The organism is Chromohalobacter sp. (assembly GCF_039830575.1).
In the GTDB taxonomy this organism is placed as follows: domain Bacteria; phylum Pseudomonadota; class Gammaproteobacteria; order Pseudomonadales; family Halomonadaceae; genus Chromohalobacter; species Chromohalobacter israelensis.
The window spans coordinates 361,933-385,342 of the sequence record NZ_JBDOOX010000003.1 but is presented as its reverse complement, the minus strand read 5'-3'; the positions used below and the strand labels follow the sequence as shown (position 1 = coordinate 385,342).

Here is a 23,410-nt window from a genome sequence, read left to right as displayed (position 1 = left end):
CTCAGGCTGCCCGGCCCAGTCGGGCAGCCGGAAGCTCCGATCCACAGTGTGAGAGGTGAAGCCATGCAAACCCTCAGTATCGGTGAGCTTGCCGAACGTAGTGGGATCGCCAGCCAAGCGATCCGATATTACGAGAAAGAGAAGCTCATGCCCGCCCCCCAACGGACGGAAGCCAATTATCGGCGTTATCCCCTGGATGCCGTGGCCAGGCTGCAATTCATCGTTCATGCCAAGCAGTGGGGCTTCACGCTCGACGAGATCCGTGAGCTGCTGATTCTCCAGGATGCCAACGGCGACCGGGCACAGGCAAAGCGCATCGCCGACGAGAAGCTGCACAAGATTCGCGAGCAGATCAAGCATCTCTCGCGGATTGAGGCCGTGCTGTCCCAAACCCTTGAGGAATGTGCGGGCGAAGGGCCGATGCAGGAAGGCTGCCCCATCGTCGAGGCCATCGCCGAGAAGGCCGAATGAGCGACGTCGTCGCCGCTGGAAGTGTAACGCCGGCGTCCCGAAGCGCGCACGCCGGGCCGGCAGGTAACCAAGCCAGGAGACCACAGTAATGACGGAAAACGTCGATATCGAGATTCGGGGTATGTCCTGTGCGTCCTGCGTCGGACGGGTGGAGCGGGCCCTCGGCCAGCAGCCGGGCGTGATTCACGCTCAGGTGAACATGGCCACGCAGAAGGCGGCGATCCAGATGGAGGGAGGTTCCACGACGGCCAGCCTGCTCGGCGCCATCGAAACGGCGGGCTATCAGCCGGTGGTGGAGAGCCTCGAGATTCCCGTCACCGGCATGAGCTGCGGATCCTGCGTCTCGCGGATAGAACGAGCGCTCGGCAAGCTGCCCGGCATGGTGGAGGCGAGTGTCAATCTGGCGACCCAGAAGGCCTTCGTCCGTTTCCTGCCGGGGACCGTATCGCTGGCACGCATTCAGCATGCCATCCGCGAGGCGGGCTATGAACCGCAGGAAACCGAGTCGCAGCAGCAGGCGGACGACGAGGATCGCGAGGGACGACGGCTTCGCCACCGGGTCATGCTCGCGGCAGTGCTCACCATCCCGGTGGTCATCATCGCCATGGGAAAAGTGATTCCCGCCTTTGATACGCTCTTGGCGAGCATGATGCCGCATCGCGGCTGGATGGGCGTCGAGTGGCTGCTGACCACGCCCGTGCAGTTCTATGCTGGGGCACGCTTCTATCGCGGTGGCTATGCCGAACTCCGGCATCTCAACCCGGGCATGAACAGTCTGGTCATGATCGGCTCGAGCGCCGCCTACTTCTATTCGGTCGCCGCTCTGCTGGTACCCGGCTTTTTCCCGGCTGATACCGCCGTGAGCTACTTCGAGGCGGCGGCGGTGATCGTGACGCTGATCCTGTTGGGACGCTACTTCGAGCACATCGCCAAAGGCCGTACCTCCGAGGCGATCAAGAAGCTCCTGCAGTTGCAGGCAAAAACCGCCCGCGTCATCCGCGATGGCGAAGCGGTCGAGGTGCCGATCGAGGCCGTCGTGCCCGGCGATCGCATCCTGGCCCGCCCGGGCGAGCGTATCCCGGTGGATGGCATCGTTGAAGAAGGCCATTCCTTCGTCGACGAGTCGATGATCAGTGGCGAACCGGTACCGGTTGCCAAGCAGCAGGATGCCGAAGTCGTCGGCGGCACCATCAACAAGAACGGCGCGCTTACCTTCCGCGCCACGCGGGTCGGTGCCGACACCGTGCTGTCGCAAATCGTCAAGATGGTGGAAGCGGCCCAGGCCGAGAAACCCCCGATCCAGCAGTTGGCCGACAAGATCGCCGGGGTGTTCGTGCCCGCGGTGATCGTCATCGCCCTGATCACCTTCGGTGTGTGGTTCGCCGTCGGGCCGGCCCCGGCGCTGTCCTTCGCCTTCGTTACCACGGTGAGCGTGCTGCTGATCGCCTGCCCCTGCGCGATGGGCCTAGCCACCCCGACCGCGATCATGGTCAGTACCGGCAAAGGGGCCGAGATAGGAGTGTTGTTTCGCAAGGGCGCGGCGCTTGAGACGTTGGCCAAGATGGATACCGTCGTGCTCGACAAGACCGGCACCCTGACTCAGGGTCGCCCCGAGCTGACCGATTTCGAGGTGATCGAGGGGCACGAGAACGAGGTGCTTCGCCTGGTCGCGGCGGTGGAAGCGCAGAGCGAACACCCCATTGCCGAGGCCATCGTGCGCGGCGCCCGAGCACGTGGACTCGAGCTGCCGGCCGTCAGCCATTTCAGCGCCGAGCCGGGCTACGGCATCGAGGCTGACGTCGCCGGTCACCGGCTTCACGTGGGGGCCGATCGCTACATGAACCGGCTCGGGATTGGGCTCGGCAAGGCGGAAGAGCGCGCCAAGGCGCTCGCCGAAGACGCCAAGAGCCCCCTCTATGCCGCGGTGGACGGTCGGCTTGCGGCGGTCATCGCGGTGGCCGATCCGCTCAAGGAGGGCTCGGCCGAAGCCATTTCAGCACTCAAGGCGCTGGGGCTGGAAGTGGCGATGCTCACCGGCGACAACCGCGCCACCGCCGACGCGATCGCCCGACAGGTCGGCATTCAGCGCGTACTCGCCGAGGTGCTGCCTGACCAGAAGGCGGACGAGATCAAGCGACTACAGGCCGAGGGCGGTAAGGTCGCCTTCGTGGGCGACGGCATCAACGATGCACCGGCGTTGGCACAAGCCGACGTGGGCATCGCCATCGGCACCGGGACGGATATCGCCATCGAGGCCGGCGATGTGGTGCTGATGCGTGGCGACCTGAGGGGCATCGTCAATGCCGTGGCGCTCTCCAAGCGTACCCACCGGACCATCATCGGGAATTTCGTCTGGGCCTATGGCTACAACGTGGCGCTGATCCCCGTGGCAGCGGGCGTACTCTATCCGTTCATCGGCGTATTGCTCAGCCCCATGCTGGCGGCAGCCGCCATGAGCGTCTCCAGCGTCTTCGTGTTGACCAACTCGTTGCGGCTACGCCGCTTCACGCCGGATATCGATGACGCTTCGCCGGTGACGGGCGGTGAGCCTCAGGCGGTTCGGGCCCGCCAAGGGTCTGGGGTATCCGGATTAATTGGTTGATAGGGGGCTTCCTATGACCAAGCTTCAGATAACTTGATAAGACGCTCGTGTAGCTCACGGTGGTACTAATCAGTCCAGCCCAGGCTGTCTGGTCGATAGGAGGAAGCTATGTCATTCAAGACTCACTGGGAAGCTGTGTACGGTGAGAAGGCACCCGACGAAGTAAGTTGGTATCGTCCACACCTTGAGAAGTCGGTTCAGCTCATCGAAGAGGCAGCACCGGATCGAAGCGCCGCTATCATTGATGTAGGTGGCGGTGAGTCTACATTGGTCGATGATCTGCTGATGCTTGGCTATCAGCATGTCAGCGTTCTGGAAATATCACATAAGGCGATCCAAGTGGCACAGCAGCGCTTAGGGGCTGCTGCAAACACAGTGGAGTGGCTCGAGGAAGATGTCACCAAGGCGATCCTTCCCAAACAGCGATATACCGTTTGGCATGACCGTGCTGTCTTCCACTTCCTGGTCGAGCCCGAGCAACGTGCTGCCTATGTCCGCCAAGCGCTACGCAGCCTAGCCCCCCATGGACATCTGATAATGGCTATCTTCGGGCCAGAAGGGCCTCGACAGTGTAGTGGGTTGGAAGTAGTCCGCCACGATATTAAATTGCTGTGCGAGCATTTAGGTCCCCTTTTCGACCTAATTAGTAGCAATCTCGAAGAGCACCGAACGCCGGGAGGAAAAGCACAGCAGTTCCTATATGCCCATTTCACGCTTAGGGAGCGTGAAGCTGGTTAGCCGCATCAACCACTTATTCCGGATACCCCAAGTTTTCTGAGTAGCAAAATTTAATAGGAGACCAAGATGATGGGAAGCGAAGCATGCACGTGGGGGATGGCGGGGATGGGGCTCATTTCCATCCTGCTGATTATTGCGTTGGTGCTTGGCGTCGCCGCGCTCGTCAAATATCTATTTTTCAACAAGAAGCGCGATAGCTGACAACCAATCGCTACGACAGGTTCTATTCCCCGGGTTGATCAGAGAGCGATGAAGAGGCCGTTCATGAAGAAAATCATCTACTCCACTTATTGCCTTGCTGTTGTAGGGCTGTTCGGTCTCATTACGCTTCCCGCTCTGGCGGAGGAAGCGGGGGGCGATTCCCTTGAAGGCCACCAGGCCATTAGTGCAGCCGATACTGGAGCTCCCCTGCCCGCATCGATTACGACATTATTGGATCAAGGACTCAAATTCCATGGAACCTTTAATGCCCCGGACGATATACAAGGTTATGCCTTGTCCTATGATAATGAGCCCGTGGCGGCTTATATTCCCTCCACTTCCGACCACGCTATCATCGGTACCTTAATTGATCCTCAGGGCAACGCTGTAATGGAAAACCAGCTTCAAGCTCTGGTGCTGGAACCGATGCTGGAAGCTACCTGGAGCGCGTTCGAGGACACTCGCTTCATTCCGGAAGGGGATGATGATGCATCACATATCGTGTATACGCTGACCGACCCCAATTGTCCCTACTGCAATGCACTGTGGAAGAGCTCACGACCTCTAATCGATCAAGGTGAACTTCAGCTTCGTCATGTGCTGGTCGGCGTTCTGTCAGAGGGCAGTCTCCGCAAGGCGGCCGCGATCCTTGAGTCGAATGCCCCAACCAAAGCCCTCGAAACCCATGAATTGAACTTCCGCAATGGCGGCATCAGTCCGGTGGTGCCGTCGGAGGAGAGTCGAGCGCTTCTTAGGCGGCATGCCCAGCTCATGCGAGAGGCCGGCGCCACGGGAACGCCGACCAGCTATTACCGCGATGATGAAGGTAATGTGCAGCGCATCAATGGTGCGGTGTCGACCGACCGGCTTCGCGACATATTGGGTGTCGAATGACGCGCCATAACGGCACAGGGGTGACATGAGATGTCATCTCACACAACTGAGATGAGTATGGCAAGCACGCTCGGTGTAAAACACAGGCTCATATTGGGAGCTTCTGTGCTGATTGGCTTGGTGATCCTCTATTGGATCCTGATGGAGACCGGTGCCTTATCGACGCTCACCAATAAGCAGGTCCTGCGTGAGTGGGTTGGCCAGTTGGGGGTCTGGGGGCCATTGACCATTATCGCCATGATGATAGCGGCCATTGTCATGAGCCCGATACCCAGTGGGCCGATAGCCATGGTGGCCGGTGCGATCTACGGCCCTCTATGGGGGACGGCGTATGTGGTCATCGGTGCCGAGGCCGGCGCGTTGCTCGCTTTCGGCATCGCTCGCCTGCTCGGCTATGAGGTGATCCATCGCTGGTCGCGTACTCGCCCCATCCTCGACTGGCTGGGCAGAGAACGCTCTCAGACGGGGTTGATGCTCGTCGTATTCGCATCGCGATTGGTGCCATTCATTTCGTTTGATGCCGTCAGCTACGCGGCAGGCCTGACACCGCTGGCCTTCTGGCGTTTCTTGATTGCCACGCTGGCTGGCGTACTTCCGACGGCGTACTTGATCGTCATGTTCGGGGAGATACTCATAGCTACCGACTCCCACGGCCTCGCGGTCGCGTTGATTCTGATCAGTGGCATCACGCTCCTGCCGATCCTGGCAAAACTCGTCTGGGCTCGGAATACATGAACCATGACAGCTGACATCCTGTGAGACGCATACGTGAAACGGCGACTGTTACTGCTTATTCCTCTGTTGGTTTTCCTGGGACTGGGGTTCTTCCTCTATCGTGGTTTGGAAATGAATCCTTTCGCTCGCGATTCGGCTCTACTGGCCAAGCATTTCCCACCCTTTACCCTGACAACTCTGGAAGCCCCCTCACGCCGTGTTGACGAGTCCCTCCTCAAGGGTGAGGTCACGCTGGTCAATGTCTGGGCGGAGTGGTGTCCAACCTGTAAGGAAGAGATGCCCCAGTTGCTGACACTGGCCGAACGTGGTGTGCGCTTGATTGGCATCAACTACAAGGACACCCGTGCCAAGGGGCTGGAGTTTCTTGACCATTTTGGACGACCTTTCGAAGTCAATATTTTTGATCCGGATGGCGATCTTGGGTTCGAGCTAGGTGTCTATGGTGTGCCAGAGACTTTCCTCGTCGATACCGAGGGCATTATCCGCTATAAGCATACGGGCTATATCACTCCCGAGGATGTTGAGAAAGTTATTCAGGAGATAGAAAAATGGCAGCAATGAGTCATCGAGCGTGCTGAAAGTTACTTTTATTGATAACGCGGCCGGTAACGGTCAGATAAGGAAGGCTTATGCTGCAATATCCTCAGATTGATCCCGTGGCCATTTCTCTGGGGCCAGTACAGATTCACTGGTACGGCCTGATGTACGTAGTCGGGCTGGTCGCCGCCTGGTGGCTGGGGCGTCGTCGTGCCCACCGCCTGGACCTGAATCACGATGATATCGGCGATCTGATCTTTTACGGTGCCATGGGGATCATCCTCGGTGGTCGTCTGGGCTATGCGCTGTTCTACGGGCTCGAGCAACTGCTGGCCAACCCACTGTGGCTCTTCAGAATCTGGGACGGCGGCATGAGCTTTCATGGCGGCCTGGCCGGTGTGTTGCTCGCGGCATGGCTGTTTGCCCGCAAGCACCGCCTGGCCTTCTTTCAGTTGACCGATTTCATCGCCCCGCTAGTGCCGATCGGCCTGGGTGCCGGGCGCCTCGGCAACTTCATCAATCACGAGTTGCCGGGAAGGGTCAGCGATATCCCTTGGGCGATGGTCTTCCCTCCCATGATGGGGCTGGGGCCGGAGCCGCGCCACCCTTCAGCGCTCTACGAGTTCGCCCTGGAAGGGGTAGTACTGTTTGCCGTGCTGTGGTGGTTGTCGCGCCGACCGCGCCAGCGAGGGCTCATCTCGGGGTTGTTCCTGGTGCTTTATGGCACCTTCCGCTTCGGCGTGGAGTTCGTGCGCCTGCCCGACCCCCAACTGGGGTTCATCGCCTTCGGCTGGCTGACCATGGGGCAACTGTTGACCTTACCGATGCTCATTGCGGGGCTGGCCCTGGTCATCTGGTCGAGGCGTCAGCCAGTGGATAGGGCGAAGGCGGCGGCGACCTCATGAACACGGCCTTCGCTTTTCTACTGGTGCTGCTGTTCGTCGCTACACCCGTAGCGGCCCGTGGAGAGTTTCCCGTGGGCGGTGGCAAAGGCTCCACCTTCAGTAACTCGGCTCAACGGGAATTCCTGCCGGCCGATGAAGCCTTCCGGGCTAGCGCCTGGCGAGACGATGAACGGCTCTATGTCGGCTTCCTCAATGCCGAGGACTATTACCTCCATCTCCACCAATTCGCCCTGGACAGCCGCGACGCGGACGTCAGCTTCGGTGAGCTGGCAATTCCCCCCGGCGAACCCATGGTGCACGCGTCTCTGGGGGAGATCGAGGTGTTCTATGACCAGGTGGTATTTAGTGCGCCCATCGAGGCGAGCGATGCCGCTACCGGGCCGCTGGCCATCACGGTGACCTTTCAGGGCTGCTCCGATCGGGGACTTTGCTATCCACCCGAGCAGGTCGAGCTCGACGCGCTTCACGGGTCGCCTCCGGCAGCCTTCGATTCTCCTCCTCGTGGTACTGGGGATAGCGAAAATAGAGCGCCTTGAATGGATCCCACCGGCCTGAGCCTACCGCCATTGGCGGCGGCTTTCGTCTTCGGCCTGCTCGGAGGGGCGCACTGCATCGGCATGTGTGGCGGGATCATGAGTGCCCTGACCTTTGCCGTGCCCCCCAGCATGCGGCAGCCGAGCCGCCTGGCGGGCCTCCTGCTCGGCTACAACCTGGGCCGCATCACCAGCTACATGCTCGCCGGTGCCCTGGTGGCGCTGCTCGGTTCCGTGCTCAACCATGCCCTGGACGGCATCGCCCTGGTGCTGCGTATCCTGGCGGCGGTCATGCTGATTCTGATGGCGCTGTATATCGCCAACTGGTGGAAGGGGTTGCTACGTGTCGAAGCCCTGGGTCGCTCGCTGTGGCGGCGTATCGAACCGCTTGGTCGAGGCTTGATGCCCGTCGTGAAGGTGCCCCAGGCCTTCGCGCTGGGCTCGATCTGGGGCTGGATGCCCTGCGGGCTGATCTATTCAATGCTGGCCTGGAGTCTGGCCGTGGCCGAGCCGCTACGCGCCGCGAAGATGATGGGGGCCTTCGGGCTCGGCACCCTGCCCGTCGTCCTGGCGACCGGTATGGCAGCCCGCCGCGTCTCGCTATGGATTCGCCATCCAGCGACCCGCACGCTGGCGGCGTTGCTGATCATAGCGTTTGCCGTCTGGCAACTCTGGCATCTGCACTCCATGACCGGCATGGACGATATGGCCAGCATGGCGCCGTCGCATCACTGATGGCCAATGCGCGGACCATCCGTGACGATGGCCGGTTGCTCCGATCCCAGCGATTCGATCAGTTGCTTCAGGCTAGGGGCCTCGGGACCATCATCGTGGCCGATGCTATCCAGCCATCGCGCTATCGCCTGAAGTTCTTGAATCCTCATGCAAATGTGGCGCCCTTGTTCAGCCAGCGGCGTGTGCCTATCAACAACCGGAGGGCTGTCTTGGTCCGCCCAGGTCAATATCTGCTTGATTTCTGGGAGGCCGACTCCCAACGAGCGAAGGCAATCAATGAGGCGCAGGCGACCCAGTGCCTCCTCGTCATAGAGTTGATAGCCGTTGCGCGGGTCCCGTTGCGGTCGTAACAACCCCTCACGTGTGTAGTGACGTACCGTTTCCGCAGTGACCCCACCAGCCCGAGCCAGTTCAGTGACTCGCATTGCCTTTTCCTTACCTACTCAGTTTCAGTCAGCCTACAATCGTGAGGCCGCCCAAAGGTCAAGGCCTGGTTATAGCGCTCAATGGGTGGCCGCCCGCATGACGCGGAAACGCCAAAAAATAAGGGCTTGACCTTGAAGTAGGCTTCAAGGATACCTTTCCAAGAAGCAGCGCTGCTGCAGGGTGGAAATCAAAGCCAAGCCGTGCCATCAGCCTTGCTGGTGGAAAGGTGAGTCCCAAGAAGATCGAGGAGAGTGTCATGCGGAAACGTCACACTGCAGTCCTGACTGTCGCTATCATCGCCACCAGTGCCTTCGGGACCGGCTCGCTCCTTGCACAGGAAGATCCGCAGCAGGAGCCAATGGAGGGCAAGGGCATGCATGGGGACATGATGCAAGAAGGTGGCATGATGGGGATGATGAGTGACATGAATACCATGATGGAAAAATGCAATGCCATGATGGATAAAATGCAACAGGGTCATGAAACCGACAGTAACGCCTGACGTGAGATCGCCAGGGGCTGCTCCGCAGAGGAGCAGCCATTTACATTTTAGTGGAGCGAGGGGAGAACAGCATTTGCGTAAATGCATCTATGCTCCATTAGCCATTCTCTGGCTGGTGGCAAGTGCTTCGTCCTTTGCTCATTCCCTTGAAGATGCCGAGGCAGAGTTGCAAGAGCGGGAACGCTACGCCCAGTTTGTCGACCAGCCGGCCCCGACTTTTTCCCTGGCCGGTGTTGAGGGCAACATCGTGGCATCTTCCGACCTGGAAGGTCGCGTCGTGGTGCTCAATTTTATCTACACCCGCTGCCAGGAAGCCTGCCCGGTGCACATGAACCTGATTGCCGAGGTGCAAGAGCGAGTCAACGATACCGGCCTACGAGATGATGTTGAATTTATCACCATCGCTACCGACAGCGAGGACTTTGCCGGCACGCACAACAACATGCGGGCCTACGGTGAAAATTTCGATCTGGACCCCGCCAACTGGCGGTTTCTTTATCGAAGCGAAAATGAGTTTGTCGACACCACACGCCAGGTCGCGGAAGCCTACGGTCTGAAATTCGACGATGTGGCCGAGGGCGTCCAGGCGCATGGCGTTGTGACTCATGTCATCGACCAATCAGGACGGATACGGGCCCGCTTTCATGGGCTCAAATTCGATCCGGAGCACCTAGTTTCCTATGTAAAGGTGTTGGCAGAAGGACCAGAGACATTATCCACCGGTGTGTGGGTTCGCATTCGCCATACTGTCGTCAACACCTTCGATTAATGCCGCGAGAGTATAGCCGGCCTCGCTGCCGAACGTTCTCGTGAACTCTATGGAGCCTTAGCGTATGAAACACTGGAAAGCGCTGACCATCGCTTCTCTATTGACCTTCCCCCTGACAGGGTTGGCAGCCGAGACGTCGGCAACCCTCTACAAGAACCCCAACTGTGGCTGTTGCGCCGAATATGCCAAGTATCTCGAACGAAACGGGTTCGAAGTGGAGACAATCGATACTCACGATCTCGCGAAGATGAAAGCCGAACACGATGTTTCCGAGAAACTGCAGGGTTGCCATACCACGCTCATCGACAACTATGTCTTCGAGGGCCACGTACCCGTGGAAAGCGTCACCCAGGTACTCGAAGAGAAACCTTTCATCAAAGGCCTGAGCGTACCCGGAATGCCACTTGGCTCACCGGGGATGTCGGGCGAGAAACAGGGCCCACTGGAGGTTTACACCCTGGCCTTTCAGCCGACCGATACCCCTGAAGTTTACGCCACCCACTGAAGGTGAGCCTTGGTGATGAGACAACTGATCGGGACCAGTTGGGTAGCGGTGGCATTGTGGGGAATGATCACTTCTTTGGCCGTCGCCGAACCACCCAAACGTGTGGGGCCGAATGGGTTTCTTCTCTGGGAAAGCCCACGCGAGGTGTCGGAAATCAGCTTCGAGGCTGGCGACGGTACTCCGCTGACGCTGACCACCTTCGGAGGAAAGCTGATCCTGCTCAACATCTGGGCGACATGGTGTGGCCCTTGCCGCGAGGAAATGCCCACCCTGGATGCCCTCCAGGCTGAATTGGGTGGGACAGATTTCGAGGTCGTCGCACTCTCGATCGATCGCAAAGGCATCGAGGTCGTCAACGAATTCTATCAGGAGGTGGGGATCGAGCATCTCGCTCCCTACGTCGATCCAACCGGCATGGCCAGCGCGAACCTCAGTGCCGTGGGTATTCCCACGACGCTTCTGCTCGACCGCCAGGGCAGGGAGATCGGACGCCTGGTCGGGGAGGCCGACTGGGATACCCCTGAAATGATCGACTTTCTTGCCGAAACCATAGAAACCACCCAGGAGGACGCGCCATGAGTTGCTGTGACGACAAGCCCCAAAAGGGCCAAGAGAAAGCCGGACTGAAAGGCCTGGTAACAGGCCCACGCCGCTGGATGCTGCTGGGCGCTGTGGCGGTGGCTGGTGGTCTTGCCATGGGCTGGGATCAGTTGGTCCTGCTTGGGCTCGCGCCTCTCTTGGTGAGCCTCTTGCCTTGCCTTGTCATGTGCGGATTAGGACTGTGCATGATGAAATGCAAGGACAAGACAAACAAGTCGACCGACCAGGACGAAGTCACTGATACACAAGCCGGGGTGGAAGCCTCTACCGCGGTACCCACGGAGACGACATCCGCCAATCGCCAAGCGGCGAATCACCAGGTGCCGTCCGAGCGGCCCATATCCAAGCTCCAAGCCTAGCCGCGGGATAGGGGAGGATGCTGGAGCTTGCCAATATCGGCCTGGCGACGGCCTTTCTGGCGGGCCTGATCTCGTTCGCTTCGCCCTGTGTCTTACCGCTCGTGCCTGGCTATCTCTCCTTCGTCGCCGGGCGCTCGCTGGGGCAGATACGGGAAGCGGATCGACGGGAGCGACTCCGGGTGTTAACCCAGTCGATCTGGTTCGTGCTCGGGTTCACCACGATATTCCTGATGCTGGGCGCCAGTGCCACGGCCATCGGGCGTCTGCTGCTGATCTATCGCCAGGAGGCGAACCTGGTCGGCGGTCTCATCGTCATCCTGTTCGGTGCCTTCATGACCGGGCTCATTCCGCTGCACTGGTTACAGCGGGAATGGCGGTTGATCGGCCGCCTCAAGGAAGCGGGCGGGGGGCCTGGTGCGGCCTACCTCCTAGGTGTGGCGTTCGCCTTCGGCTGGACCCCCTGCATCGGCCCGATCCTGGGCGCCATTCTGACCGTCAGCGCCTCGACGGCCAATGCCTCGAGCGGAATGGCGTTGCTCGGCATCTATTCGCTGGGCCTGGGGGTGCCCTTTCTGTTGACGGCGGTGTCGCTCGATCGCTTCCTGCACCACCAGCCATTCCTGCGCCGCTGGGGCCGAGTCATGCATCTGGCGGCCGGGCTGATCATGATCCTGATGGGCATCTTGATGATCACCGGCAAACTGACCGAGCTGTCCTATTGGTTATTGCGCACCTTTCCGGCGCTAGGCAGCATCGGCTAGCCATTATTCGAGGAAATATTGCAATGAACAAAATCACGGGTCGCTTCTGGCGTGCCCTGTCACTGACGAGCTGGGTCATGGCCAGTCTGAGCTTCGTCAGTATGGCCGGGGCCGCCGAGGAGGCATTGCCGTCGCTGAGTTATGACCAAACAGGCGAACGGCTGCTCAAAGTACAGGCCAACCAGCTTTTCGAAAGCACGGATGGCGGGGCGGCCTGGACGATGATTCCCTTGCCCGACGAAGTAGCGGAGGGACGGTTGGTAACGGTATCGGAACCGGCAACAGCCGAACAGGCCCTCTATATCGCCGGCCCCTCGATCGGGGTGCAGCGCAGCACCGATCATGGAGAAACCTGGCAGGAACTCAACGATGGCTTGCCTAACCAGGACGTTACCGCCTTGGACGTGCACCGCCATCAGCCCGAGACACTCTATGTGGTGATTGCCGACGACGGCCTCTACCAGAGTGAGGATGCCGGCACGACCTGGAAGAAGATGGATAGCGGTCCTGCCCAACCCGTTCGCCGGCTCATCCACTCCGATATGGAGGGGAGCATGCAGACTGGCTGGCTCTATGCGGTGTCCGACGATGCGGTTCGCCTGTCGATGGATTGCTTCTGCGGCTGGCGACCGACCGGGGAGCTCGATGCCGGCAGAGTCTATGATCTGGCCTACAAGCTCGACGATCCCGAACACGTCTATGTGGCCACGGAGCAAGGCCTGTGGCGCAGCGACAATGGCGGCCAGGAGTGGCAGCAAGTAAAGGGTGATGGCCCGACGTTCGTCACGCTTACGCTTGCGCCGCAGGGAACGCTCTATGCCCTGGATCGCGAGGGGGAGCTCATGCGCAGCGAAGATCAGGGCCAAACCTGGACACCCCCCGATGCGTAAGCTCTGGATCCTCGTCACAACGTGGCTGCTGATGAGTGCCGCCGGGCAGGCCATGGCGGGGGGTGGCCCCTCTTCGCGCGATACCTCTCGGCTGGAAGAGGGAGAAAGGATCTACCAGCAGTACTGTGCCAGCTGCCACGGCAGCGAGGGCGAGGGCCAGCCGAACTGGGAGCACCAGAATGCCCAGGGCGAATTGCCCGCTCCCCCTCACGGGCCGGAGGGGCATACCTGGAAACACTCCGATGCGATGCTCTACCGGATCATCGCCGAGGGATGGCGCGACCCCTGGAACAAGACCGAGCGACTGACGATGCCGGCCTTCGAGAATGTCCTGACCCCCGCCGAGATCCGCTCCGTGGTGAACTATCTCAAGACGTTATGGACGCCGGAGCAACGACGTCATCAGGCGGAAGAAAGCGAGGGAGCCCCATTTCCGTCGCAGAGTGAGTAGCTGTGGGGCTAGGGAAGCGCTGCGTAAACACCTCCGCAGCTGACGGAGAGTCAACCGCAGGGTAAAACCTGGCTTTCTTGCCACTGTCTGACCAAAGCCAACCGATGAAGCAGATTTCTGTCGCTCAGGCTCAGCAACAGAACAAGAAGAAGGTTCCCCGCAGCGAACGGTGTCTGGGAAGCCTTGAACAGGACATCATGCACGCCCCCAAGGTCAGTAGCGGCATTTTCACCACTACGCTGCTGACATTACTCTCAATACCAGCCCAGAGGTGGTGGACATTTCATCGCACGCACGAAGCCCCCTGCGAGAGCGTCACCTTGAGCTGATTGTGGTAGGTTTGCATTTGCTCTCAGCTAGGACTGTCTCTCTCCTACCAGATGGGGAGTAAGATGGGTAGGAACAAATAAAAAACTATGCACAAAATAAAACTAACCAACTGTTTTATAAATAAAAAATACATCAAATTACATCTTCAGATCCAGAATCTGGAGTGAATGACTGACGCCAGGCGACTTGCTGGCACGTCACCGACGTCGCAGCCATCGCCACGAAGTCATCACCGCAACGTAGCGGCGCATGCTGGTGGCCTGACTGAGCGGACACGGATATATGCAGAGGGCCTGCGAAGACGGGGGCGCACGCAGACGAGTTCCTGAATTCAGGAACCTCAGCGAATCCCCGGCAGGGCCACCCCCGAGGTGCCTGGAACACTGATCAGCAGCCCGATCCCCAGCGCCAGGATCAGCACGCCCCCGCACAGGGCAATCCCGTGCCCGGCCAGGCGCTGCCAGTGAGGCGTCGAGCGCGCCAGCAGGCGCGACGCGCGTTGCTGAGCGAAAACGGCGAAGATTGCCAGGCAGGAGGTGGTCACCGCCGTCCCCACCGACATGGCCACCACCGCCAGGACGCCAACCCACCAATAGCCCAGCAGACTGGCAACGCCCAGTACCATGACGGCGCCGCTGCAGGGCCGCAGGCCGATCGCCAGCAAAGTGCCCAGGCTCTCGCGGATCGTGCCCGTGGCGTTGGGGTCGATGTGATGATGACCGCCGCAGCGATCGCATGCCGCGCCAGCGTGCGGCTCGATGGGCCGCTTCGAAGCGCTCGGCGCAACCTCGAAGGCCATGCCCTCGAACGATGCAGGATGGCCACTGGCGTCGGCGGCCAGGGGGGCTCGCCGCGACTGGCCCAGTGCCCGCCTGAGCCGGGCCAAGGCACGCAGGGTCAGCCAGGCGCCGAGCCCGATCAGGACGATGAAGCTGAGCCGCTCGAGCAGGCCGGTCTGTGCCATGGCATCGCGGGTCAGCAGGCCCAGCCCCCATACCAGCACGCCGACCAGCGCAATGGCCACCAGCCCCTGGAGCAGCGCTGCCGCCACGGTCAGTGACAGCCCGCGTCGCAGGGCGGTGGGGTGCGAAAGCAGGTAGGCGGTGATCACCGCCTTGCCGTGCCCCGGGCCCACGGCATGAAAGACGCCGTACCCCAGGCTCAACGCCATCAGGCTGAGACTGGTATCGAGCGACGGCTGCCGCGACAGGGCCATCGTCGACAGGGTCAGGCCGCGCTGCAGCGAGCGCTGCCAGTCATGCGTCTGGGCCATGACGAGTTGCGCCATGGCCTGTCCCCAGTCGGTCGTGGCGAGTATGGCAAGGGCCAGCAGCGGCAGCAGGGCGATCAGCACACCTAGCGTGCGGGACATGTCACCTCCCCGGCTTCGGCGAAGAATCGGCCGAGACCGCCCGGGGCGTCGGCATCGATGTCCAGCGCCGCCGCTTCGGCCACTTTCTGCGGATCGGGGTCGGCGGCGATGACCCGGCTCGCACAACCTTCGGGGGCATTGCGCAGAGTGATCGGCTCTGCCACGTCCTCGTCGTAGAGAAACTCGATGTAGTAGGTGTCGTCGTAGACTTTCCAGGTCAAGGGCGAGCCGTCGAGCGCCAGCGGCTCGGCCAGGGGCACGACGAAGGAGAACTCCAGGCGCTGCCCATCGAGCCGAGTGGTGTAGTCGCGCAATTGCCCCAGGGGGACGTTCTCGCCGTCATGCGCGACATGGGTCAGATAGTTCGAGCGGCTCAGGTTCTGGGCGATCTCCTGGCCGAGCATGTCCAGGCGCTCTTCCATGCTCTCCTCGCCCTCGGCGCGAGCCAGTTCCTCGGTCAGGGTCAGGCTGTAGAAGGGGTCCATTTTCCAGGCCTGCTCCAGGGCGACGACGTGGGCCTGGTCGTCGAAGTGCAGCGTGACCCGATAATCCACCCAGCCATGCGGGTGAGCAGCCGCCGGTAACGGCATCAGCAATGCTACGAGAAGCAGCCCGTCACAAACGCGGCGCTCCCGGAAAGTTAGACGACCCGACATGCCTGCTCCCAAAGGTTGTTCAGACCATTCATGGAATGTTTGGCGCTCCCCGAGAACGGCGCCCTCCATCACCGGACATGCACTTGCGTGTCGTCCGTAGTATATCGACCATTCGCCGAGAACGGGATCGCCTTGAGCCAAGGCGACAAGCGAGATGCGATCACGGCGCTGGACGCTTACACTGCCGCACACGAACGTGTTCTACGCCACCATTACCCTCGGTGCTGTGTCGTGGGCCTTCCCGCTGGCCTGAATGCCGGTGGGCTTCAGCTGGCCATGCCCGGGATCGCCGCAAACGGCCGCCGGGTGTAGCCATGGCGATCGAACGCGGACCGGGGACACCCTTCCAACGGTTGGGCCTGCCGCCCCGCTCTTGATACGACGCACAACAATTACATGATGGAGACGCTTCATGTCCTTTGGCCTGTTTTCCCTTTTCCCTCCGTTGCTCGCGATCCTGCTGGCGCTGGTGACCCGCAACGTGATTCCCGCGTTATTCTGTGGGGTCTGGCTGGGAGCGACGATGCTCAGTGGTGGCAATCCGGCAGCCGGACTCTACGATAGCTTCGCGGATTTCATCATTCCCAGCGTGGGCGATGAGTGGAGCGCTACCGTTCTCATCTACTGCGGCCTGTTCGGGGTGCTGATCACCGTGCTGCAGCGAACCGGCGGCGCTCATGCCATCGCCCGCGCCATTTCCTCGAAGGTGGCCTCTCCGCGTGGCGCCCAGGGCGCCACCCTGGGCTTCGGGGTACTGATCTTCTTCGAGGATTATTTCAATGCATTGACGGTGGGAAGTGTCATGCGGCCGATCACCGACCGCATGCGCGTCTCGCGAGAAAAGCTCGCCTACATCGTCGATTCGACCTCGGCCCCCATGTGCCTGTTGGGGCCCGTATCCACCTGGGTGGTGTTCGTCATGGGGCTGATCGGCACCCAGCTTGGCGAGATGGACATGACGGGCTCCGAGTATCTGATATACCTGTCGTCGATTCCGCTCAATTTCTATGCCTGGCTGGCGCTGCTGTTGATTCTGGTGATCGTCGTCACCCAATCGGATTTCGGCCCCATGGCCAAGGCCGAGCAGCGCGCACGGGTGAGTGGCAAGCTGCTGGCGGATGACGCCCAGCCGCCGTCCGATCGCGAAGCGACCGAGATGCTGGGCGTTGCCGAAGAGAGCTCGCGCAAGCGCAACATGCTCGTGCCGATCCTGGTGCTGGTGGGAATGATTCCGCCCCTGTTCCTGTGGACCGGCAACTTCCCCGAGAACGACCTGATCACGGCGATGGGAGAAGCCGAGGGCGGCCTGTCGATCCTGATCGCTACCTTCCTGGCGGTCAGCGTAGCGCTGGGCATGGGACTGCAACAGCGGCTGTTCGATTTTCGCGAAGCGATGGACCTGGTGGTCACCGGCATCAAGAGCATGACGCTGGTTTACATCATTCTCACCCTGGCCTGGTCGATCGGTAGCGTGACCTCACAGCTGGGCACTGCAGATTACCTGGTCACGCTGGCCCAGGCCGGCATCGCGCCGAGCCTGATTCCCGTCTTGCTGTTCTTGATCGGCTCGCTCGTCGCCTTCACCACCGGCACCTCCTACGGCACCTTCGCGATCATGATCCCCATCGCCATGCCGGTGGCTGCTGCAATGGACATGTCGTTATCGCTGGCCATTGCCGCTGTGCTCAGCGGCGGTATCTTCGGCGATCATTGCTCGCCGATTTCGGATACCACCATCCTCTCCTCGGCCGGCTCTTCGTGTGACCACATCGACCACGTACGGACCCAATTACCCTATGCAATGAGCGCAGGAACATCCGGCATCATCGCCTTCTTCGTCGCCGGGCTGACGGACTCAGCCTGGATAGGGGGACTCAGCGGCGTGGCCGCACTGTTCACGGTGGTGCTTGTATTGCGCTGGGCATGGGGCCCGAAAGCATCTGCACAGTACGACTCGGCTAGCTGACCATGACACGGCAGGCGGGGGCCTTACCCCCGCCTCGCATATCATTGAACTCTGAAACGCCGGTACGGATCCGTACCGGCGTTTTCCTGCCTCTTATGGTCGGCAACCTCCACATGGGGGCGCAGCACAGCTCGCTATCGGGGCAGCGTTTTGTCCCTATTCGCGATCTGATCACCAACGCCACTCTCTGCGCTATGGAGGCGAAGGTGTTGAGCGGATAGATGCAGCATTTCGAGTAAAATGAAGGCTAACGAACACCTTCAGGCGCGCCCCTGAATGCCCTTCAGCCATTGCCAATAATCGTGCAATCCTTCTCGGATATCGGTGAACTTTGGGGCAAAGCCTATTTCTCGCTCCGCCAACGAGATATCCAGCGGTGCGCCACGGCCCACGAATACGCCAGGTCCAAGCTGGACGTTGGATGTCTTTCCGATCAGGTCGGCAACATGCCTGATGATGTCGGTGTGTGCCACCGTCACGCCGCTGGAGATATTGAAGTTGCGGTGAGTAACACTTTCCTTTTCGAACAGCTGCACGATGCCGGTCGCCGTGTCATGCACGTGGGTCCAGTCCAAAGCCTGTTCCGAGCCATTGGGCGCTAGAATGTTATCCAGCCCTTCCAAGGGACCAAACATGGCTTGATAGACTTGGTGCATGTCCGAAGGACGCTTGCCAGGGCCGTAGACAAAGAACAACCGGGCATTTCTTACGTCCATGCCAAAAGTATCTGTGTACTGCAAACCGAACAATTCGCCCGCGATCTTGGTGGCTCCATACAGATCGGTCGCCTTGTAGGGTGTCGCTTCGCTCTGTGGGCCCGACGCATCGCCATACACGGCACCAGAGCTCATATTGACCACTTTTTTGATGCCCAAGATACGACAAGTCTCAAGCACATTAAGGGTGCCATTGGTGTTGATAGTGGTGTGCTTGTACGGCCGTGTTTGAAAATTCGGCCCGGCGATCACCGAGACACCATGCACCACTCCCTCTAAGTCTCCTCGATGTCGCAGCATGACTTCAAACAAGCTGTGATAGTCCAACACATCGATACTTTCCAGAATCAGCTTGTCGCGAACCGTTTCCAGATAGTCAAGCCCTAAATTCTCGAAACGGCCTGCTGCCATATCGCAGATAATGACTTGCTTGCCCTGCTTGGCTAATTGGTAGGCCACCCAGGAGCCGACGTGGCCGAGCCCACCTGTAATCAATACGGACATGGAAAACTCTCCTTATTTTACGTTATTACTAACTTTTGCTGGTCAACCAAGAATCAAACTGGGCAAAAACATGACGATAGATGGAAAACACGTAATGATCAGAAGCACCACGAACAAAGGGATATAGAAAGGTATGGTCTCCCGTACCAACCCTACGAATGACATCCCGGTTATTTTTTGTATGGTGAATAGGACCGTACCCACCGGTGGCGTGATCAAACCGATCATCAAGGTAAAGATCATGACCACACCAAAGTGAACGGGGTCGATGCCATATTGAGTCACTACCGGCACCAACAGGGGGGTCAAGAGAAACAAAGCCGGTACCGAATCGATAAACAACCCGATCAGCAGGATGAACACGACCAACAACAACATCAGGCCGAGCGGATCGGTCACAGTAGCCAACAAAAAATCCGCTACTAACGCCGTGACTTGGTAACGCGCCAGCACCCAGCTATAAAGAGCGCTTCCAGCAATGATGAAAAGCAGTGCGGCAGTATCGATGGCAGTGGCTCGGAGAATCCCCAGAAACTCCCTAAAGGTGATCGAGCGATAAACCAGGAACGAGATGATCATGCAATACAACAGGGCAATCACCGAGGCTTCTGTAGGCGTAAACACGCCTGAGAGAATCCCCACGATGATGATCAACGGGGTCAACATAGGTAACAGCCCACGCGAAAGCGCCCGCAAGACATCGTTGAGGCGTGCCCGAGTTCGTGTAGGGAATCCACGGCGATGTGAAATGATAGCCACCATGAGCATCAGTCCCAGCCCCATGAACAAACCGGGAATGATCGACGCGAGGAAGATGGAAGCGATTGAAGCATTCGCCAAAGCCCCGTAAATGACGGCGGGAATACTGGGTGGAATGATCGGACCGATAGTGGCTGAACTGGCGGTGACAGCAGCACTGAACCCCGTTGGATATCCATCATCTTCCATGGCTTTTATTTCCAACGCTCCAAGGCCACCGGCATCAGCGACTGCCGACCCCGACATACCTGCAAACAGCATGCTGGCTACCACATTGACGTGGCCCAATCCCCCTTTGAAATGGCCAACCATGGTACGTGCCACGTCGAAAACGCGGTCCGATATGCCTGCCGAGTTCATCAAGCGGCCAATGAAGAGAAAAGCAGGAATAGCCAACAAGGTAAAACTGTTGACTCCGTAGAGAGTGCGCTGAGAGATCATTTCTATGGGGATGGCATCGAAGCCTCGCGTATAGCCCAATACGAGGGCAGAAGACGCGATCATGGCAAACGCAACGGGGACGCCCAGCATTAGCAGGACGATCAACCCAATGAACATGATGGTGAATACTTCCATAGTCATAGACTCCGGCGTTGATCGCTAACGGGCAGACAGATAGACACGATTCGTCGGTACAAATTGACAAGTAAGATGCCCATCATCAGGAGAGCGGAGATCATCTGGACCAAATAGATATAGGAAAAACTCATATCGAATGTGCTAGCCATGACACCCGCCGTGCGCTCCATCATGTTCCAGGCACCACCTATCAACATCAGCAGCACCAACATGCACGCAATATCTGCCAAGATACCTGCCAGATGACGCAGGGGACGCGGTAGCATATCGGTCACGACAGTAATCCGAATGTGTTCCTGCAAGCGCAGCGCTAATACGGAGCCCAAGAAAATTTCAGCGAGGAACAGGTAGCGCGAGGCTTCATCGGTCCAGGGAACTGCCATGCCCAGGGCATAGCGCGAGATGACCTGGATCGCCATGATGATCAGCATCAGAGCGAAAGCCGTCATGACGATGGCGGTCAAAAGCTTCCAAAACAGATCGACCATATAGGTGATACGTTCCGCTTTTTTCACAGGTGGACCTCCGTTCAGAGGTAGGCCAGAAAGGATAGCGAAGGCGGCCCAGAAGCTCCGATGAGCGCTGGCCCGCCCAGCCACTTACTCAATCAGCGACAATACGTAGTCGCGTACCTGTGGGTTATAGCCTGAGGCGATCTCACGAATGGCGGGTTTCGCCGCTTCACGGAAGGCGGCAACGTCCGGTTCCACGACCTCCATTCCCTCTTCTTTAAGCTCGGCGTACGTTTCCTCCTGCCCATTGGCTACCATATCGTCGCCCCATGCGGTGGCTTCTTCGATGGCACCGAGAATGATCTCGCGGTTCTCATCGGAGAGCCCCTCATAGAAATCCTCGTTCATCAGCCAATGGAAGAACGAATACACATGCTCGGTCCGATTGACGTAATCCTGTACCTCATAAAGCTTACCGGCCTGAATCAAATCGACCGGATTTTCCTGCATCTCGATCACCCCGGTCTGCAGCGATGTATAGACTTCAGGCCAGGCGATGGGACTCGGTAGCGCACCGATCTGCTTCCAGATTTTGATCCAAGGCGCAATCTCGGGAACCCGCATACGCACTCCCTGAATATCCTCGGGAGTTTTAACCGGGAAGTTAGAGGTCAGATTGCGTGGATTACGTGCCGAGAGTCCCACCAGTCTGAGGTTGCCATTGGCCACCAATTGCTCGTTGAGCAATTTGCCACTCTCGCCACGATAAACCTCACGAGCTTCATCGCTGGAACTGTAAACAAAGGGCAAGTCGGCCGCGGCAAACTTCTCTGCATATAGCGTCATGGGCATCGACCCCCCCAGGGCGATGTCATATTCACCGTAACTCGCCCCTTCCAACTGGTCGCGTTCTCCTCCGACTTCGGTACCCAGCAGGGTCACCGAGTATTCACCGTCGGTCTGCGACTCGATACGTTGCTTGATCCTTTCCCCGATCTTGAACATGGGGTGTGAAGGTTCCACATGCAGCGCAATGGCCATTTCCTCGGCCGAGGCATTGGATGTAGTCCCCAGAGTGATGAGACCGGCGAGCACGATGCCGCTTGCTTTTATTGTCTTCATGTCGGCTTCTCCTTGGCGGATTGAGCTTAGTTAGCGTAATCGCTACTTCATCCTGAAAACGGGCTGTGAAAGGCCCGCAACGCGACCGCAAGGTCGGGTTCCTGCTTGGCGTGGTCCTCTAGGGAGACACCAATGGATGCGGCCTCCCATGCAGCACGTATGCTGCGACACCCCGCGGCGACACCATCGGGATGAGCCATGATGCCTCCCCCGCAGGTGTAGATCAGATCGGTCGACTGCAACTGTTGGAAGGTGGGGCATGCTTGATGGACGGTTTGCGCCGAAGAAAATACCGGCATGGCACGGTCATCGCGCTCCGCTCCCTCAAGCAATGGCGTAAGGCAGGCGCGAGCGGAGTCCATGACCGATGCATCCTCTTCAGCGAACTTGCTGGCGAGACCGTTGACATGTAGGTGATCGGTCCCCGCCAGTCGCAACAAAGCCTGATAAGCGCGATAGCTAATACCGAGTTGTGGATGACGATAAAACACGCCCCATCCGTTGCGGTGACCGTGAATTGCCAATTGCGAGTGTCGTCGCAGCGCAGCCAGTGCCCCCAGGCCGATCCAGTTGACGCTGGCCATGACGCACGTCCCCCCATGATCGCGGACCAGATCGTGGCGATGGCGCATCTCGTCGGTATCACCCGTGATATTGAAGGCATACATCGGCTTACGCCCGGTCCGCTGAGCATGCTCGTTGATGACCTGCATGATCGCGGGAACTCGCTCGCTCAATGGCGAATAGGGAGGATCGGCAATCAACTCGTCATCCTTGATGAAGTCGATTCCCCCTTCGATGAGCTGTTTGACCAGTGTCGCCGTTTCCTCTGGGGTAAGCCCGACGCTCGGCTTGATGATGGTGCCGACCAAAGGGCCCTGCTCGGTACCGCACAGACGTCGAGTGCCTTCGATGGAGAATTGCGGGCCCGGTAATGCTTCGATAAAGCAAGCCGGCATAACGAGATCCGTTAGGCGTATGCCAGAGAGCTCACGCAACTCGGTGAGGTTGCCGAATACCGTGGCCAATAAGTTAGGCAGACTTGTCCCGATGTTTTCGAGTGGCCATGACAGAACCACATCGGCAGATGTGTAGGTTTCTCCGGGCAGAGCCCCCGGCAAGGAGGGCGTGGTGCCGACCTCCAGACAGGTCACCGACTCGACCCGGGCAGCATGGCGCTCACGCAGCGCCTCTGTCTCTCCAGCCAGCTTGAGGAACGTGCCGGAGGATTGTTCGCCGGCCATCGCCTCGGCAGCCCGTTCGGGGTCGCACGGGGTCTCGATACGATAGCGGGCAGTGATCCGTGGCAATTGCCCTTCATGCCGGGATAACTCCATTGG

Annotated in this window: 27 protein-coding genes; 19 read left to right on the top strand and 8 right to left on the bottom strand. The window is 59.3% G+C overall.

What is annotated here, in order from left to right; genetic code table 11:
* Positions 1-63: 63 nt before the first annotated feature.
* The 10 genes from ABGX75_RS02785 to ABGX75_RS02740 all read left to right on the top strand — a co-directional run bounded on the left by ABGX75_RS02785 (position 64) and on the right by ABGX75_RS02740 (position 8,351).
* Positions 64-471 (top strand): heavy metal-responsive transcriptional regulator, encoded by a 408-nt coding sequence (locus ABGX75_RS02785; RefSeq protein WP_035414177.1) that lies wholly within the window; start codon positions 64-66, stop codon positions 469-471.
* A gap of 88 nt (positions 472-559) precedes the next feature.
* Positions 560-3,073, top strand: coding sequence for a heavy metal translocating P-type ATPase (locus tag ABGX75_RS02780; RefSeq protein ID WP_084075866.1), 2,514 nt, complete (start codon positions 560-562; stop codon positions 3,071-3,073).
* Between the two features lie 108 nt (positions 3,074-3,181).
* Positions 3,182-3,811 carry a class I SAM-dependent methyltransferase gene (locus tag ABGX75_RS02775; RefSeq protein ID WP_022524326.1) on the top strand — a complete coding sequence of 210 codons (630 nt, stop codon included), beginning with the start codon at positions 3,182-3,184 and terminating at the stop codon, positions 3,809-3,811.
* Positions 3,812-3,877: 66 nt separating this feature from the next.
* Positions 3,878-4,012 (top strand): hypothetical protein, encoded by a 135-nt coding sequence (locus ABGX75_RS02770; RefSeq protein WP_263433889.1) that lies wholly within the window; start codon positions 3,878-3,880, stop codon positions 4,010-4,012.
* Positions 4,013-4,075: 63 nt separating this feature from the next.
* On the top strand, positions 4,076-4,906 hold the full coding sequence (dsbG, locus tag ABGX75_RS02765; RefSeq protein WP_052046735.1) for a thiol:disulfide interchange protein DsbG: 831 nt from the start codon (positions 4,076-4,078) through the stop codon (positions 4,904-4,906).
* 57 nt (positions 4,907-4,963) lie between these two features.
* Positions 4,964-5,641, top strand: coding sequence for a TVP38/TMEM64 family protein (locus tag ABGX75_RS02760; protein WP_035414174.1), 678 nt, complete (start codon positions 4,964-4,966; stop codon positions 5,639-5,641).
* 33 nt (positions 5,642-5,674) lie between these two features.
* The gene (locus tag ABGX75_RS02755; protein WP_035414173.1) at positions 5,675-6,202 is read left to right on the top strand and encodes a DsbE family thiol:disulfide interchange protein; all 528 of its coding nucleotides are present in this window, start codon (positions 5,675-5,677) and stop codon (positions 6,200-6,202) included.
* A gap of 68 nt (positions 6,203-6,270) precedes the next feature.
* On the top strand, positions 6,271-7,083 hold the full coding sequence (lgt, locus tag ABGX75_RS02750) for a prolipoprotein diacylglyceryl transferase (RefSeq protein WP_035414172.1): 813 nt from the start codon (positions 6,271-6,273) through the stop codon (positions 7,081-7,083).
* On the top strand, positions 7,080-7,619 hold the full coding sequence (locus ABGX75_RS02745; RefSeq protein ID WP_035414171.1) for a protein-disulfide reductase DsbD domain-containing protein: 540 nt from the start codon (positions 7,080-7,082) through the stop codon (positions 7,617-7,619). The genes lgt and ABGX75_RS02745 overlap by 4 nt, the downstream gene beginning before the upstream one ends.
* A complete protein-coding gene (locus tag ABGX75_RS02740; RefSeq protein ID WP_035414170.1) occupies positions 7,620-8,351 on the top strand; it encodes a sulfite exporter TauE/SafE family protein in 732 nt (243 codons plus the stop codon). It abuts the gene before it with no gap.
* Here the strand turns inward: ABGX75_RS02740 and ABGX75_RS02735 are convergent.
* Complete coding sequence (locus ABGX75_RS02735) at positions 8,345-8,776, bottom strand: MerR family transcriptional regulator (protein WP_081919054.1); 432 nt, start codon at positions 8,774-8,776, stop codon at positions 8,345-8,347. The two genes, ABGX75_RS02740 and ABGX75_RS02735, sit on opposite strands and share 7 nt — an antisense overlap.
* Before the next feature lie 257 nt (positions 8,777-9,033).
* Between ABGX75_RS02735 and ABGX75_RS02730 the strand changes: the two genes are divergently transcribed.
* The 8 genes from ABGX75_RS02730 (at position 9,034) to ABGX75_RS02695 (ending at position 13,614) form a co-directional block, all read left to right on the top strand.
* Positions 9,034-9,279, top strand: coding sequence for a hypothetical protein (locus tag ABGX75_RS02730; RefSeq protein WP_035414167.1), 246 nt, complete (start codon positions 9,034-9,036; stop codon positions 9,277-9,279).
* 73 nt (positions 9,280-9,352) lie between these two features.
* Positions 9,353-10,048, top strand: a complete 696-nt coding sequence (locus tag ABGX75_RS02725) for an SCO family protein (RefSeq protein WP_224113378.1) — start codon at positions 9,353-9,355, stop codon at positions 10,046-10,048.
* Between the two features lie 64 nt (positions 10,049-10,112).
* Entirely contained in the window at positions 10,113-10,553 is a 441-nt protein-coding gene (locus ABGX75_RS02720; protein WP_035414165.1) for a DUF411 domain-containing protein, read from the top strand.
* Positions 10,554-10,568: 15 nt separating this feature from the next.
* The gene (locus tag ABGX75_RS02715; RefSeq protein ID WP_084075857.1) at positions 10,569-11,132 is read left to right on the top strand and encodes a TlpA disulfide reductase family protein; all 564 of its coding nucleotides are present in this window, start codon (positions 10,569-10,571) and stop codon (positions 11,130-11,132) included.
* A complete protein-coding gene (locus ABGX75_RS02710; RefSeq protein WP_035414162.1) occupies positions 11,129-11,512 on the top strand; it encodes a hypothetical protein in 384 nt (127 codons plus the stop codon). Before ABGX75_RS02715 ends, ABGX75_RS02710 begins: the two co-directional genes overlap by 4 nt.
* A 17-nt stretch (positions 11,513-11,529) precedes the next feature.
* Positions 11,530-12,273: a cytochrome c biogenesis protein CcdA gene (locus tag ABGX75_RS02705; RefSeq protein WP_181950017.1), complete on the top strand. Its 744-nt coding sequence runs from the start codon at positions 11,530-11,532 to the stop codon at positions 12,271-12,273.
* 23 nt (positions 12,274-12,296) lie between these two features.
* On the top strand, positions 12,297-13,163 hold the full coding sequence (locus ABGX75_RS02700) for a YCF48-related protein (protein WP_035470136.1): 867 nt from the start codon (positions 12,297-12,299) through the stop codon (positions 13,161-13,163).
* Positions 13,156-13,614, top strand: coding sequence for a cytochrome c (locus ABGX75_RS02695; RefSeq protein WP_035414159.1), 459 nt, complete (start codon positions 13,156-13,158; stop codon positions 13,612-13,614). The genes ABGX75_RS02700 and ABGX75_RS02695 overlap by 8 nt, the downstream gene beginning before the upstream one ends.
* A 670-nt stretch (positions 13,615-14,284) precedes the next feature.
* Here the strand turns inward: ABGX75_RS02695 and ABGX75_RS02690 are convergent.
* A complete protein-coding gene (locus tag ABGX75_RS02690) occupies positions 14,285-15,316 on the bottom strand; it encodes a high-affinity nickel-transporter (protein WP_347410791.1) in 1,032 nt (343 codons plus the stop codon).
* Positions 15,301-15,972 carry a DUF1007 family protein gene (locus ABGX75_RS02685; protein WP_347410792.1) on the bottom strand — a complete coding sequence of 224 codons (672 nt, stop codon included), beginning with the start codon at positions 15,970-15,972 and terminating at the stop codon, positions 15,301-15,303. Before ABGX75_RS02685 ends, ABGX75_RS02690 begins: the two co-directional genes overlap by 16 nt.
* A gap of 412 nt (positions 15,973-16,384) precedes the next feature.
* Here ABGX75_RS02685 and ABGX75_RS02680 point away from each other — a divergent pair, with 412 nt between their 5' ends.
* Positions 16,385-17,938, top strand: a complete 1,554-nt coding sequence (locus ABGX75_RS02680; RefSeq protein ID WP_011508500.1) for a Na+/H+ antiporter NhaC family protein — start codon at positions 16,385-16,387, stop codon at positions 17,936-17,938.
* Positions 17,939-18,198: 260 nt separating this feature from the next.
* Here the strand turns inward: ABGX75_RS02680 and ABGX75_RS02675 are convergent, their stop codons facing one another.
* The 5 genes from ABGX75_RS02675 to ABGX75_RS02655 all read right to left on the bottom strand — a co-directional run bounded on the left by ABGX75_RS02675 (position 18,199) and on the right by ABGX75_RS02655 (position 23,407).
* Positions 18,199-19,158 (bottom strand): NAD(P)-dependent oxidoreductase, encoded by a 960-nt coding sequence (locus ABGX75_RS02675; protein WP_011508501.1) that lies wholly within the window; start codon positions 19,156-19,158, stop codon positions 18,199-18,201.
* Between the two features lie 42 nt (positions 19,159-19,200).
* Entirely contained in the window at positions 19,201-20,493 is a 1,293-nt protein-coding gene (locus ABGX75_RS02670) for a TRAP transporter large permease (RefSeq protein WP_011508502.1), read from the bottom strand.
* 2 nt (positions 20,494-20,495) lie between these two features.
* Complete coding sequence (locus ABGX75_RS02665) at positions 20,496-21,011, bottom strand: TRAP transporter small permease (protein ID WP_347410793.1); 516 nt, start codon at positions 21,009-21,011, stop codon at positions 20,496-20,498.
* Between the two features lie 84 nt (positions 21,012-21,095).
* On the bottom strand, positions 21,096-22,070 hold the full coding sequence (locus tag ABGX75_RS02660; protein WP_011508504.1) for a TRAP transporter substrate-binding protein: 975 nt from the start codon (positions 22,068-22,070) through the stop codon (positions 21,096-21,098).
* A gap of 47 nt (positions 22,071-22,117) precedes the next feature.
* Positions 22,118-23,407 carry a ribulose-bisphosphate carboxylase large subunit family protein gene (locus ABGX75_RS02655; RefSeq protein WP_347410794.1) on the bottom strand — a complete coding sequence of 430 codons (1,290 nt, stop codon included), beginning with the start codon at positions 23,405-23,407 and terminating at the stop codon, positions 22,118-22,120.
* Positions 23,408-23,410 lie beyond the last annotated feature (3 nt).

Coding starts and splice junctions, on each gene's coding strand:
- ABGX75_RS02670 (WP_011508502.1), bottom strand. CDS start 20,493: ATGGAAGTATTCACCATCATGTTCATTGGGTTGATCGTCCTGCTAATG.
- ABGX75_RS02730 (WP_035414167.1), top strand. CDS start 9,034: ATGCGGAAACGTCACACTGCAGTCCTGACTGTCGCTATCATCGCCACC.
- ABGX75_RS02775 (WP_022524326.1), top strand. CDS start 3,182: ATGTCATTCAAGACTCACTGGGAAGCTGTGTACGGTGAGAAGGCACCC.
- ABGX75_RS02710 (WP_035414162.1), top strand. CDS start 11,129: ATGAGTTGCTGTGACGACAAGCCCCAAAAGGGCCAAGAGAAAGCCGGA.
- ABGX75_RS02735 (WP_081919054.1), bottom strand. CDS start 8,776: ATGCGAGTCACTGAACTGGCTCGGGCTGGTGGGGTCACTGCGGAAACG.
- ABGX75_RS02745 (WP_035414171.1), top strand. CDS start 7,080: ATGAACACGGCCTTCGCTTTTCTACTGGTGCTGCTGTTCGTCGCTACA.
- ABGX75_RS02715 (WP_084075857.1), top strand. CDS start 10,569: ATGAGACAACTGATCGGGACCAGTTGGGTAGCGGTGGCATTGTGGGGA.
- ABGX75_RS02685 (WP_347410792.1), bottom strand. CDS start 15,972: ATGTCGGGTCGTCTAACTTTCCGGGAGCGCCGCGTTTGTGACGGGCTG.
- ABGX75_RS02695 (WP_035414159.1), top strand. CDS start 13,156: ATGCGTAAGCTCTGGATCCTCGTCACAACGTGGCTGCTGATGAGTGCC.
- ABGX75_RS02780 (WP_084075866.1), top strand. CDS start 560: ATGACGGAAAACGTCGATATCGAGATTCGGGGTATGTCCTGTGCGTCC.
- ABGX75_RS02720 (WP_035414165.1), top strand. CDS start 10,113: ATGAAACACTGGAAAGCGCTGACCATCGCTTCTCTATTGACCTTCCCC.
- ABGX75_RS02690 (WP_347410791.1), bottom strand. CDS start 15,316: ATGTCCCGCACGCTAGGTGTGCTGATCGCCCTGCTGCCGCTGCTGGCC.
- lgt (WP_035414172.1), top strand. CDS start 6,271: ATGCTGCAATATCCTCAGATTGATCCCGTGGCCATTTCTCTGGGGCCA.
- ABGX75_RS02655 (WP_347410794.1), bottom strand. CDS start 23,407: ATGGAGTTATCCCGGCATGAAGGGCAATTGCCACGGATCACTGCCCGC.
- ABGX75_RS02785 (WP_035414177.1), top strand. CDS start 64: ATGCAAACCCTCAGTATCGGTGAGCTTGCCGAACGTAGTGGGATCGCC.
- ABGX75_RS02675 (WP_011508501.1), bottom strand. CDS start 19,158: ATGTCCGTATTGATTACAGGTGGGCTCGGCCACGTCGGCTCCTGGGTG.
- dsbG (WP_052046735.1), top strand. CDS start 4,076: ATGAAGAAAATCATCTACTCCACTTATTGCCTTGCTGTTGTAGGGCTG.
- ABGX75_RS02740 (WP_035414170.1), top strand. CDS start 7,620: ATGGATCCCACCGGCCTGAGCCTACCGCCATTGGCGGCGGCTTTCGTC.
- ABGX75_RS02760 (WP_035414174.1), top strand. CDS start 4,964: ATGGCAAGCACGCTCGGTGTAAAACACAGGCTCATATTGGGAGCTTCT.
- ABGX75_RS02770 (WP_263433889.1), top strand. CDS start 3,878: ATGATGGGAAGCGAAGCATGCACGTGGGGGATGGCGGGGATGGGGCTC.
- ABGX75_RS02700 (WP_035470136.1), top strand. CDS start 12,297: ATGAACAAAATCACGGGTCGCTTCTGGCGTGCCCTGTCACTGACGAGC.
- ABGX75_RS02680 (WP_011508500.1), top strand. CDS start 16,385: ATGTCCTTTGGCCTGTTTTCCCTTTTCCCTCCGTTGCTCGCGATCCTG.
- ABGX75_RS02660 (WP_011508504.1), bottom strand. CDS start 22,070: ATGAAGACAATAAAAGCAAGCGGCATCGTGCTCGCCGGTCTCATCACT.
- ABGX75_RS02705 (WP_181950017.1), top strand. CDS start 11,530: ATGCTGGAGCTTGCCAATATCGGCCTGGCGACGGCCTTTCTGGCGGGC.